Below are 12001 nucleotides of genomic sequence, written 5' to 3'. Positions count from 1 at the left end.
TGGTGTGTGGCCTCACCAAGGCCACCAGCCGCTCCGATGCTGTGCATAGCGATCGGCGGCACGCTCGAACCGGTTGCGCACGCTCACGCCGCCATGAAGCGCATACAACGGTAGGAACAGCGGCCCCAGCACCATGTACTGGTAGACGTGCGCGCGCTCATGGTCGGCGAGCGAAATGGCGTGCTCCTGGCAGCGGCCGGCCCGATGGGCGTAGGTAAGGCACGGGGTATCCAGTTCGTCGCCGGTATACAGAATCACGTTGCCCAGCGTGAGCGCGCCGCCCGCGCCAGGCCACGGCATGTGCCGAAACGCCAGCGCATATTCGCCCTGCCGCCACTGCAGGCGCGCACCCCATGGCATACAAAGCAGCCCCGCGAGCAAACCCAGCAAGCTATTGGGCAGGGTCCAGCAGGCACCGGCCATGACCATGAAGTGCCAGGGACGGAAAATCATGAACGTCCGGTTCTTCCCATTGCTCATGCCGCACGTGCCTCCACCTTGTTTCAAGGCGTCGCCAACACCATCTGACGCGACATCGAGTCTTCGCCATCGAGGCCTGTCATGTCCACCACGCTGAATGTCCCCTGCCCCCACTGTGGCGCGCTCAATCGCGTGCCGTCCGAGCGCCTCGAGGCACAGCCGGTGTGTGGGCGCTGCAAGCAGCCGCTTTTCGCAGGCAAGCCGGTGGAACTGACGTCCGGCAACTTCGATGCCGTCGCAGGCCGCGGCGACCTGCCCGTGGTAGTGGACTTCTGGGCACCCTGGTGCGGCCCTTGCCTCAGCTTTGCTCCCGTTTTCGCGGATGCGGCACGCAGTCTGGAGCCACAACTGCGACTGGCCAAGGTGGATACCGAAGCGCAACCGGCACTCGCCCAGCGTTTCGGCATACGCAGCATCCCCACGCTGATGGTGTTGCGCGATGGGCGCGAGATCGCGCGACAGGCCGGTGCGCTCAATCCGATGCAGCTACGGCAGTTCCTGGCAAATACATTGGGCTGAGCGGGTTTCGCTCAAGAACTGCATGAGAGCATCGAGCAGCCGGCCTTGTGCATGGCCCAGTCCGGGCGCTTTTGCGCATAGCGTTCGCGTCCCGGCTGTTCGTCGTAAGGGTGACGCATGACATCGAGTAATTCGTCGATACCTGCATAGTCGCCCTGCGCCGCGCGGTCGATCGCTTCCTGTGCGAGATAGTTGCGTAGCACGTAGCGCGGGTTCGCGGCGTTCATGCGTGTGCGCCTCTCGCCGCTGGAGAGTGCATCGTCGACCACACGTGAGGCGTAACGCGTCAACCACGTGAGGAAGGCTGGCTCGGAAGCCGCCTGTTTCGCCTCGTCGTAGAACGCCGCCTGCAACGGCGCCAGTGACGGCCTTTGCAGGTCGATATCGGCAAGCGCACGGAAGAACAGCGTCATGTCGACATCAGCATCCGTCAGCAAGGTCTGCAATTCGCGCATCAGCTCCACATCGTCGTCACGACACTCGGCGAGGCCCAGCTTGGCCGCTATGGAAAGGCGGTCGGCGGCGGTGTATGTGGCGACGTACCGATCCAGCCCCGCCTGCAACGGCTCGGTGCCGGAGAACAGTGGAGACAACGCCATCGCCAGTCGGCTCAGGTTCCACCAGCACACGTTTGGCTGTTGGCCGAAGCGATAGCGGCGGCGTCCTGCGTCGGTGGTGTTGGGCGTCCAATCCGGATCGAAGTTGTCGATCCAGCCGTAGGGGCCATAGTCGATGGTGAGTCCGAGGATGGACATGTTGTCGGTGTTCATCACGCCATGCACGAAACCCACGCGCATCCAGTGCGCCACCATCACCGCGGTACGCTCGCACACCTGGGCGAACCACTCCGCGTACAACGCTTCGCCTTCGCCACGCAGCTCGGGGAAGTCGCGCGCGATGGTGAAATCCGCCAGCTGCTGCAACAGCGCGACATCGCCACGCGCAGCCGGTAATTCGAAGTTGCCGAAACGGATGAACGACGGCGCCACGCGGCACACAATGGCGCCGGGTTCCTCCTGTGGATGCCCGTCGTAGAACATGTCGCGCACTATCGTGTCGCCGGTAACGACCAGGCTCAGCGCACGTGTGGTCGGCACGCCAAGATGGTGCATGGCTTCGCTACAGAGAAACTCGCGGATGGACGAGCGCAGTACCGCGCGTCCGTCCGCACCGCGCGAATAGGGCGTGCGCCCGGCGCCCTTGAGCTGCAGCTCCCAGCGCTGGCCCTTGCCATCGAGCGCTTCACCCAGGGAAATCGCGCGGCCATCACCTAGCTGATCGGCCCACACGCCAAACTGGTGTCCACCGTAATTCGCGGCGTAGGGCTGCATGCCCTCAAGCAACGCATTGCCGCCGAATACCTGCGCAAATTCCGTGCTGGCGACATCCGCATCACTGAGTCCCAGCGCCTGCGCCATCTCACGTGACCACGCGACAACGCGAGGGGAAGCCACCGGCGTCGGCTGCACCAGCGAATACAGCGCCCCCAGCACCTGGCGTTGACGCGAACCCTGCTCAGGATCGCCCGGCAGCTCGCGGGTAAAGGCGTTATCGAAGCGAAGGGGTTGCATGCGTGGTGAGATTTCCCGGCAGGTCTGTGTCAACTGCTATATCGGCGCCTGCGGTTTGCGTTGCAAGCCATTGCGCAGGAACGGTGACAGCGCAAAACATTCATCTTTGTGAAGAAAATTGCCAAGCTTACGAAAACCTTGCGACGAAATTCAGTCCCGATTGGCATTTGTGTACCGCCCGTGAAGATGGTTAGAGTGCGCTCGAACGACTACGCAGGGGTAGTCAGGAGCCCACTACAAATGCACATGCTTCTCGCCCGTTCCGCCATAGAGCGCGGAATGCAGCTAGTAGCAGGGATGCTCCCCCATCGGGACTCGCAGGAAGCTTCGAAACAATCACCGCAGGATCACGCCGGCTTCAGGCTCGTGTCCTGGCAGCCAGGCGCGCACTCGCGCAGGGAAGATGAGCTCGCGCGCCGTCGCGAACGACAGTTTGGCTGATCCGAACACCCAACGCTGCCTTTGGGCTCAGGCGTTGCCGGGTGAAACGAAGATTTGCGCCACGTCGTCTTTGTCGAGTGCGCGCCACTCGCCTGCAGGAAGGTCACCTAACTTCAGGCCGCCCACTGAGATGCGCGCAAGCGTCTCTACGTGATTGCCCACGGCGGCGAACATGCGCCGCGCCTGGTGATAACGACCCTCGGTCAGCGTCAGGCGCGCGCGGCGCGGCTCCAATACTTCCAGCGCGGCAGGCTGCAGCGGCTCATTTTCCGATTCCAGCATCAACGTACCGCTGGCGAATAACGCGCCCTCGTCACCGCGCAGATCCTGCGCCAGTGTCGCTTCGTAGACCTTGGCCACGCATGCCTTCGGCGAAATGATCCGGTGAAGCATGACGCCATCGTCGGTGAAGAGCAGCAGGCCGGACGTATCGCGATCGAGCCTCCCCACCGTCGACATCGCGGGGTCACGCACGCGATAGCGCGGGGGCAGCAGGTCATACACCACGCGCCCCTGGTCCTTGCGCGAACAGGTAGCGCCCAACGGCTTGTGCATCATCAGCACCAGACCCATGGGCGGATCGAGCAGCTCATCGTCGACGCGGATATGTTCGTGCGGCACCTTGTCGTCGGCGTAGAGCACTTCGCCATCGAGGTCGGTGATGCGGCCTTCACGGAACATCATCGCCACGTCCCTGCGACTGCCGTAGCCAAGATTGGCGATCAGCTTGACCAGTTTCATGCGCGCAACCCGCGTGCTTCTATCACTTTGAATCCCTCTTGCATTGTCACGGTGCGTACCTGGTTGAAACGTGAGGCCAGCGTGGCCTCGTAGGGAAGATGTCGGTTGGCGACCAACCACAAGCGGCCATGCGACATCAACGCATTGGCAGCTACATCGATGAAGGCGCGACCAAGTTCGGGAAGATCAGCGCGCCCCTGATGGAACGGCGGATTGCTGACGATCGCGTCATAACTATTCGACAGACCCTGCGTGACGTCGTGCCAGTGCAGCGCGAAGGTCACTGGCCGTCCGCATTCGCGTTGCGCTTGCTCAAGGTTGAGCTGCGCCGGCTCCAGCGCACGTGCCTCGGCTTCGTACAGGTCGATGGAAGTGACACCCGCACAGCGAGCCAGTATCTGCGTGGAGAGATAACCATAGCCGGCACCGAGATCAGCGACCCTGCCCTCCAGATCGGCAGGCAGATGGGCTGCCAGCAGCATCGAAGCCGTGTCCACGCGATCCCAGGCGAACAGGCCCGGTCGGCTCATGTAGCCGGCCACGTTGCGCTGCGGCGCAGCGAGTGCAAGCCACTCGCCGAACAACGCCTGATCCACGCCCTCACCCAACGGCGCCGTCCAGAACACCCGGCACTTGTGCTTGGAAAGTTGATGCAGTGAGCCGACCAGACGCGCCAGGTCGCCTTCCGCGGATTTGGCGCCTTCTGCGTTGGGCACCGCCGCAAGCACGATACCGCCCGGTGCCGCACGCCGAACGGCTTGCGCAAATAGCGCACGCGCTTCATCGCGCTGGCGAGGTGGCAATACCAGCACGAGAGAAAATCGTTCCTCGCCATCGGGGGCAGCCATCTGTAAGCCGCTGCGCTGCAATGCATCGGCGAACGGCTTGAAGCTCTGTTCACACACCCAACCCGGGCGCGCCATTTCACGCAGGCGAAAGCCATCACGGGCACGCAGGAACAGCACGCGACCATCCGCCGGCAGGCGGAGCGCGCCGGTGTCAAAAGGCACGAACAAGGCCTCCAGCGCCGCATCGTCAGCAGCTGCGGAGAACACGGTAGACATCAGGCGGAGCATCCCGGGGGTTGATGGCTGCATATTTTAGCGGTCCGCGAGGTGCCGCGCGCTCAAAGAACAGCGAACTGGTCTTTGCCCCTCATCCCAGCAAAAGCCGGGTTCCAGTGACTCTACAGACGTGAGAAAAGACGCTGGATTCCAGCTTGACCAGCCCTTCGGCTGTTGAGAGCCACTGGAATGACGATCTCGTGGCGCTCCTATTCCGGCGGCAGCAGTTGCAGCTCGCTGAGGAACTCGCGGGCCTTGCCACTGATCGGGTCGATGAAGAACAGCCCCTGCGCCAGCAGTTGCAGCGGCCGCGCATGGTCGTCCTGTGCCGCTTCCCGCAGTTGCGGATAGAACGGATCGTGCAGGATCGGTGCACCCAACCCGGCCATGTGCACCCGCAACTGGTGCTTCCTGCCGGTGAGGGGCCGCAGCGCATAGCGCCAATAACGGTCCGCACGCTCCAGCACGTCGATCTGCGTTTCGCTGTTGGCAGCACCTTCCACCTCTTGCATGCGGAAGAACGGTTCGCCGGCCGCGATGCGCGAGCGGCGCACAAGCGGAAAAACCATCGTCGGCAGCGGAGGCGCCCAGGCCTGGTAGTACTTGTCGATCCGACGCTCGCGAAACAACGCCTGATAGGTGGAGCGGCTGGCCGAATTGGCAGAGAACAGCACCAACCCCGCCGTATGACGATCGATCCGGTGCAGTGGCACCAGATCGGGGTTGCCCAACGTGCGAACCAGTCGCGCCAGCACGGTCTCCTGCACAAAGCCGCCTGCCGGTGTCACCGGAAGAAAATGCGGCTTGTCGACCACGACCAGGTGCGCGTCGACATGCAGCAACGTCTCGCGAAACGGTATGGGCGCCTCGTCTGTCACTTCGCGGAAGTAACGCACGCAAAGGCCTGCGCGATAGACCGCGTCAATCGCCAAAGGCTGACCGTCCCCATCGAGCACGCGTCCGCGCAGGAAACGGTCTTCCCATAATGCGCGGCCGATCTGCGGAAACTGCGCGCACAACGCATCGAGCACTGTCACCCAAGGTCCGGGTGGCAAATGCAGCGTACTGGCGGCAATCGGGCGGGACATCGGGCACTCCATGGCGGACGCCCGAGCTTAGTACCTGCCACGCAATCGGGGATATTCGCGATGACTCCTCGGTGGCGGAGACAAGGCAGCCCGATGACCTCTCCACGTACCCCATTCCACCCCATGGATCCTTCGCTACACTCGCGCCGGGAAGGGCTAACGCCCGGGGAAGGCGCCACCCAGACGCCTGGAACATCTGACAGGGGCAGGACATGGATCAGCGGGCAGACCGAGCACGGCAAGAAGCTGCATCGACAAACCAGCGACCATCGCGCGCAGCAGCCTGGCTGGCATGGATCACCCTGACCATCGCGCCCGCGCTGAGTGCCGCCACCCTCGACCCGACCGTGCTGCCCCGGGTGCAGGCAGCCACGTTCGAGGTGGTGATCCCCAAGCCGGTGAACGACCAGCTCAGCTACGAAAAGCCATTGCCGTTCGACCAGCTGCCGTTCCAGTTGCGCAACGATAAGTACTACTCCGTCGGCACCGCCTTCGCGCTGGGGGAAGACCGCTATGTCACTGCCGGCCATGTACTGTCGCTGGGCATCGACAACCTGATGGGCGAACCTGCGGTGCGCGACGTGAGCGGCCACGTCTACGCCATCGACAAGATCACGCGCTTTTCGCTGCAACAGGATTTCGTCGAATTCACGCTTAAGGACCCGCCCAAAGTGGCGTCGCTGGAAGTGAATACGCAGCCGGTCATGAACGACGTGGTCTACGCCGTGGGCAATGCACTGGGCACGGGCGTCGTGATCCGCGACGGCCTGTACACCTCGCAGACACCAGAGGAAGAGGACGGCCGCTGGAAATGGATGCGCTTCTCCGCCGCCGCCTCGCCCGGCAACAGCGGCGGTCCATTGCTGGACAAGGACGGCAAGGTCATCGGCGTGGTGCTGATGAAGTCACCGGACGAAAACCTCAACTACGCTCTGCCTATCGACTTCGTACTCAAGGCTCCGTCCAACCTCGCGGTGGCCGACACGCGGGGGCTGTATCAGCTGGACGTGATCGACAGCAAACAGGCCGGCAGCTTCAAGGCCCAGTTCCCGCTACCCAAGAGCTTTGCCGATTTCAGCGCCACCTTTCAGAAGTTCTACAACGCCAATGTCGACCAACAGCTGCACGACCTGCTGGCGGAGAACGCGGACACGATGTTTCCCAAGGGCGTCGGCTCCAGCCGTCTGCTGCACGGCAGCTCCAATCTCAACGCGTTCCCTACCTTGCTACATCGCAGCAGCAACGGCACCTGGGTGATTTCCAGCGCCAGCGAGAGCAAGAGCGCCCTGTCCCACAACGGCTACGTGTCAAAGGCTGCAGTCGGCAGCCAGCTGATGTTCCATCTGCGCAAGCCCGATGATGTGGCGAGCAAGCAGCTTTACGGCGACTCGAAACTGTTCATGGACCTGCTGCTCAAGGGCGCGCCGCTGCAGCGCCATGTGGGCTCCGAACAAGTCAAGGTGACGTCACTGGGCAAGCCGACCGTGGAACGCCTGTTCACCGATGCCTACCAGCGTCGCTGGCAGGTGCGCGAATGGCCGCTGGCCTACGACAACTCCATGCTCATTGCCTTCCTGCTGCCGGTGCCCGATGGCTATGCGGCGATGATCCGCGTCGTGCCGGCCAAGGGCGAGCGCGAGGAAATGGGCGACCTCAAGGCACTCACCGATTTCGTCTACGTTTCCTACGGCGGCACGCTGGCCCAGTGGAAGGAATATCTCGCCAATACCGAGCTGTTGCCCGCCACGCTGAAAGACATCGCCATCCGCTTCGACTACGGCAACGACTTCCGCTACCAGTCCAGGCGCCTTGGCTTTGCCTACACGCCCGCGCTGCAGAAGATCGACCAGGACAGCCAGCTGGTGCTGGGCATGTCCTATTTCGAGGACCATGGCAAGGTGGTGTGGGATGTCACCAACGTAGTGGTGAAGTCCAATATCGAAAACGCCGAGAAGATCAGCTTCAATCGCCATATTGCGCCGTCCGACGATCTCGACGACAGCTACCGCAACTACTGGGGCAAGATTATCCACCGGGCCCATCCGGACGACGGCGTGCCCTATAGCGAAAACGACATGACCTACATCGGCACTGTGGGCGGCACGCCGGTTTCGACACAAGCCCAGCCCAGTGTGTTGTATACGGCGTTCTACGGCGTGGACGGGCCGCGACCAGACGACGCGATGAAGGGCAAGCTCAATCTGCTGATGGAAAAAGTGCAGATCAGCGAGCACTGAGGGCGAGGCGGAAGCAAACGGCTTAGCCGCCCGCCCATTCGTCATTCCGGCTCAGGCCGGAATGACGGGCAAAATCTCGCCCTGGTCCAAATATGGCGGGATCCACGCGCCTTAATGCGGTTCCGCCATCTCGGCCTGCAATTCCATCTCCACCGCCGGCGCCGGCTGCACAGCCGGCGGGCGCCGGTTCAACCGTTGATACCAACGCCAAGACAGCCACCCGATGACGGTGAGCACACTCGCACCCAGCGCCAGGTAGAGCATGCTGCTCGACAGCAGCGGCGACATCACGCCGGCCACGAATGCACAGAGCAGCAGGCTGAAAAATGCCTGCACCGACGAGGCGCCGCCACGTCGATGCGGAAAGCGATCGAGCAGCAACAGCGTCAGCGTAGGAAACGCCAACTGCACGCCGATGCCGTGCAGCACCAGCGGAAGTACCGACCAGGGCAGTGTCGGTTCGCGGATCACCAGCGCTGTCAGCAGATGAAAACCGCAAGCCAGCAACAACGCCGCATAACCCAGGTTCACGGTGAATGCCACGCTACGCCGGCCGGCCAATCGCCCAGACAGCCAGGCGCCAACCACCAGCCCACTGACCACCGGCAGGAACAACCAGGGAAAACCCTGCGCCGACAGATGCAGTAACTCGCGGACGATGTGCGGCGCCGAAGCGATATACAGAAACAACCCAGCAAAATTCACTGAAAGGGAAATGAGCAGCGGCCAGAACGCACGGTCCTTCCCGAAGCTCACGTAACTGCTCAGCAGGTTGCCGGGATGGAAAGGCGTGCGCGCCACCGGCGGATGGCTCTCGTCCAGGAACAGCATCAGCGCCACCGCCAGCATGAGCGTGAAACCCATCAACACCCAGAAGATTCCGTGCCATCCGTTGAGGAACAACAGCTGCGCACCCACGATGGGCGCGATCACCGGCGCCACGCTGAAAATCATCATCACGCGTGACATCAGCTGCTGAGCTGCAGCGCCAGACAAGCTATCGCGAACCACGGCACGTCCCACCACGAGGCCCGCGCCGGCACACATGCCCTGCAGCGCACGGCAGGCCAACAGCATGCCGTAGGAGGTGGAGAGCGCTGCGACCGCCGATGCCAGCGCATAGACCAGCATGCCCGTCACGATGACCGGCTTGCGCCCGATCGCATCGGAGATGGAGCCATGGAAAAGACTCATCGCCGCATAGGTGATCAGGTACACGCTGATCATCTGCTGCAAGTGCGTGCTGTCGACACCAAAGCGCGCACCGATCAGCGGAAACGCCGGGAACACGGCGTCGATCGAGAATGGACCGATCATCGACAGTCCCGCCAGCAGCCACGGCAGGCTGCGCCGGACGGGGCGCGGGGTTGAAGTCATGACAGTGGGCACGGCGGGCGAAGAGCGCCGAGTATAGCCGCGCTGCACGGCAGCCCGGACCATGACGAATGGGCACTTCGGAGACGCCTGCGGCCTCTCCGGAGGCGCCCTGGTGCTACCGGCGAGGCTCCTCCTCGCGCACCTTGCGTCGCACGTAGAGGGCGACCACCAGGCCGATACCCACCATGATGATGCTGCCGCCGATCGCCAGCCAGCCGACCGGCTCCATGAGAATGGCATGCCATACCGGATTCATTGCGCCTCCTCCTCCGAAAGAACCGCCACACCGTCGTACGGCGGAGGATCCCCACGCCCTGATCTGAATCAGTTGCCTGTCGCGCCCGGCATGCCGCCGCCATGACGACAGCCCTTGCCTCGGCTAGCATGCGTCCATTGGGAGATGGCATGCCTCCCGCGTTCGCCTTTGGTGTCCGGCTCAGGACGACACTGGCGAGGGCAAACCACCTTCGGGTTGATGATGCCTGCACACCGGAACTTCCGGGGCGCAGGCGCGTGCCTGTTTCCGGGAAGTCCTTTTGACTGGGAGACAAGACGTGGGCTTTGCGGGATTTGTTGCCGTTGGCGTGGGTGGCGCACTGGGTTGCTGGCTGCGCTGGACCCTTGGCATGCTGTTCAACCCCATCTTTCCCACCGTGCCGCTGGGCACGCTGGCCGCCAACCTGCTGGGCGGGTTGCTGATGGGCGTCGTGCTGGGCGTGTTCGACCACTTCCAGACCCTGCCGCCGGAGCTGCGCCTGTTCGCCGCTACCGGTTTTCTGGGCGGTCTCACTACCTTCTCCACTTTCTCCGCCGAGTCGACCACGCTGCTGCTGCGCCAGCAGTATCTTTGGTTCGGCGGGCACCTGGCCATGCACCTGATTGGCTCCATCGCAATGACCATTTGCGGCATCGCCCTCACCCGCACTGTGCTGCGCAGCTAGGAGGCGACATGGAAACCGAGCATAAAGGCGTGCAACTCACCTTCTACTGCCATACGCGTGCGCGACAGGACGGTGTGCTGCTGTATGAATGGCTGCTTGAACATGCGAGGAAGTACGGTATCGGCGGCGGCTCCGCGTTCCGCGCCATGTGCGGTTTCGGACGGCACGGCGTACTGCGAGAGGAGCAGTTCTTCGAACTGGCAGACGACCTGGCGGTGAAGGTGGAATTTCTGCTTACCGAGGCGCAGGCGCAGACACTGCTCGACGCCGTGCGCGGCTGCGGTGTCGACGCGGTGTATGCAATGGCTCCCGCAAACTTTGGGGTGCTTGGCAAGACCTGAGGCTTCGCCTTGCCGCATCGTTCTGGAAACGAGGTACGCATGAGCCAGGATTCACTCAAAGCCCGCGCCGTCCATCTGCTGGAACACGCCGGCATCCATCTGGACGGCCATGCGCCAACCGACCTGCGCGTACACGACGATCGCCTGTACGCACGTGTGTTTGCGCACGGATCGCTCGGCTTCGGTGAAAGCTACATGGACGGCTGGTGGGATGCCGAGGACCTTCCTGGCTTGTTCACGCACCTGCTTCGCGCGCACCTGGATGCGGAGCTGAAAACGCTCGACACGATGCTGGCCCACCTCAAGGCACGCTTCATCAACCTGCAACGCGGCGAGAACGCCTTCGAGATCGGCAAGGTGCACTACGACCTGGGCAACGATCTGTTCAAGGCCATGCTGGGCAAGCGGCTGGTGTATTCGTGCGGCTATTGGGCGCAAGCCAACAACCTCGACGATGCGCAGGTGGCCAAGCTCGATCTGATCTGCCGAAAGCTGCGCCTGCAACCGGGCCAGCGCGTGCTGGATATCGGTTGTGGCTGGGGCGAGGCGCTGAAATACGCTGCCGAGCGGTATGGCGTGCAGGGCGTGGGCATCACCGTATCGCAGGAGCAGGCCGAGTTCGCGCGCGAGCTGTGCGCCGGCCTGCCGGTGGAAATTCGATTGCAGGACTACCGCGAGATCGACGAACCGTTCGACGCCATTTTCTCGATCGGCATGTTCGAGCACGTCGGTGCACTGAACTACCGCACCTACTTCGAAGTGGCTCGTCGTTGCCTGCGGGACGATGGCCTGTTCGTGCTGCATTCCATCGGGAACAACAGTTCCCCGAGCCGGCCCGATCCGTGGATCGAGAAATACATCTTTCCCAACTCGGTGATCCCTTCTGCCGCCCAGGTGGCCGCCGCACTGCAGGATCTGTTCGTGGTGGAGGACTGGCACAATTTCGGCGCCGACTACGACCTCACCCTCACCGCGTGGCGAGCCAATTTCGACGCCGCCTGGCATCAACTGTCCGGGCATTACGACGATCGCTTCCGCCGCATGTGGCGTTTCTACCTGGCCGTTTCCGCCGCGATATTCCGAAGCCGGCGCGACCAGCTATGGCAGGTCACACTGAGCCCTCGTGGGGTAGCCGGCGGCTATCGCGTGCCGCGCTGATGCACCCGCAATGGCGCACAATAGCGACCGTCAGACCTCAACC

At 63.0% G+C, this 12001-nt stretch carries 12 protein-coding genes and 1 riboswitch; of the genes, 5 read left to right on the top strand and 7 right to left on the bottom strand.

Annotation, left to right across the window (positions count from 1 at the left end; genetic code table 11):
- Nucleotides 1–12 precede the first annotated feature (12 nt).
- Nucleotides 13–453 carry a hypothetical protein gene (locus AC3CBN_RS11035; RefSeq protein WP_488636718.1) on the bottom strand — a complete coding sequence of 147 codons (441 nt, stop codon included), beginning with the start codon at nucleotides 451–453 and terminating at the stop codon, nucleotides 13–15.
- Nucleotides 454–561: 108 nt separating this feature from the next.
- Here AC3CBN_RS11035 and trxC point away from each other — a divergent pair, with 108 nt between their 5' ends.
- On the top strand, nucleotides 562–999 hold the full coding sequence (gene trxC / locus AC3CBN_RS11030) for a thioredoxin TrxC (protein ID WP_488633075.1): 438 nt from the start codon (nucleotides 562–564) through the stop codon (nucleotides 997–999).
- Between the two features lie 11 nt (nucleotides 1000–1010).
- Here trxC and AC3CBN_RS11025 read toward each other — a convergent pair whose 3' ends face one another.
- The 4 genes from AC3CBN_RS11025 to AC3CBN_RS11010 all read right to left on the bottom strand — a co-directional run bounded on the left by AC3CBN_RS11025 (nucleotide 1011) and on the right by AC3CBN_RS11010 (nucleotide 5904).
- Nucleotides 1011–2570: a protein adenylyltransferase SelO gene (locus tag AC3CBN_RS11025; RefSeq protein WP_488633074.1), complete on the bottom strand. Its 1560-nt coding sequence runs from the start codon at nucleotides 2568–2570 to the stop codon at nucleotides 1011–1013.
- Between the two features lie 468 nt (nucleotides 2571–3038).
- The gene (locus tag AC3CBN_RS11020; protein ID WP_488633073.1) at nucleotides 3039–3752 is read right to left on the bottom strand and encodes a pseudouridine synthase; all 714 of its coding nucleotides are present in this window, start codon (nucleotides 3750–3752) and stop codon (nucleotides 3039–3041) included.
- Nucleotides 3749–4816: a class I SAM-dependent methyltransferase gene (locus AC3CBN_RS11015; protein WP_488633072.1), complete on the bottom strand. Its 1068-nt coding sequence runs from the start codon at nucleotides 4814–4816 to the stop codon at nucleotides 3749–3751. Before AC3CBN_RS11015 ends, AC3CBN_RS11020 begins: the two co-directional genes overlap by 4 nt.
- 209 nt (nucleotides 4817–5025) lie before the next feature.
- On the bottom strand, nucleotides 5026–5904 hold the full coding sequence (locus tag AC3CBN_RS11010; RefSeq protein ID WP_488633071.1) for a pseudouridine synthase: 879 nt from the start codon (nucleotides 5902–5904) through the stop codon (nucleotides 5026–5028).
- 212 nt (nucleotides 5905–6116) lie between these two features.
- On the opposite strand from AC3CBN_RS11010, the gene AC3CBN_RS11005 reads away from it, so the two are divergent.
- Nucleotides 6117–8141, top strand: coding sequence for a S1 family peptidase (locus AC3CBN_RS11005; protein WP_488633070.1), 2025 nt, complete (start codon nucleotides 6117–6119; stop codon nucleotides 8139–8141).
- A gap of 111 nt (nucleotides 8142–8252) precedes the next feature.
- Here AC3CBN_RS11005 and AC3CBN_RS11000 read toward each other — a convergent pair whose 3' ends face one another.
- Nucleotides 8253–9518, bottom strand: a complete 1266-nt coding sequence (locus tag AC3CBN_RS11000) for a multidrug effflux MFS transporter (RefSeq protein ID WP_488633069.1) — start codon at nucleotides 9516–9518, stop codon at nucleotides 8253–8255.
- A 115-nt stretch (nucleotides 9519–9633) separates the two neighbouring features.
- Nucleotides 9634–9774, bottom strand: a complete 141-nt coding sequence (locus tag AC3CBN_RS10995; RefSeq protein WP_488633068.1) for a hypothetical protein — start codon at nucleotides 9772–9774, stop codon at nucleotides 9634–9636.
- Between the two features lie 131 nt (nucleotides 9775–9905).
- Nucleotides 9906–10010, top strand: a riboswitch (Fluoride riboswitch).
- Nucleotides 10011–10072: 62 nt separating this feature from the next.
- On the opposite strand from AC3CBN_RS10995, the gene crcB reads away from it, so the two are divergent.
- Genes crcB through cfa form a run of 3 tightly spaced genes read left to right on the top strand, consistent with a single transcriptional unit; the run spans nucleotide 10073 to nucleotide 11958 of the window.
- The gene (gene crcB / locus AC3CBN_RS10990; protein WP_488636717.1) at nucleotides 10073–10459 is read left to right on the top strand and encodes a fluoride efflux transporter CrcB; all 387 of its coding nucleotides are present in this window, start codon (nucleotides 10073–10075) and stop codon (nucleotides 10457–10459) included.
- An 8-nt stretch (nucleotides 10460–10467) separates the two neighbouring features.
- Entirely contained in the window at nucleotides 10468–10800 is a 333-nt protein-coding gene (locus AC3CBN_RS10985) for a DUF190 domain-containing protein (RefSeq protein WP_488633067.1), read from the top strand.
- A gap of 39 nt (nucleotides 10801–10839) precedes the next feature.
- A complete protein-coding gene (gene cfa, locus AC3CBN_RS10980) occupies nucleotides 10840–11958 on the top strand; it encodes a cyclopropane fatty acyl phospholipid synthase (RefSeq protein ID WP_488633066.1) in 1119 nt (372 codons plus the stop codon).
- Nucleotides 11959–12001 lie beyond the last annotated feature (43 nt).

Source organism: Dyella sp. OK584, from assembly GCF_057787755.1.
This window is presented reverse-complemented; position numbering and strand designations above follow the sequence as displayed.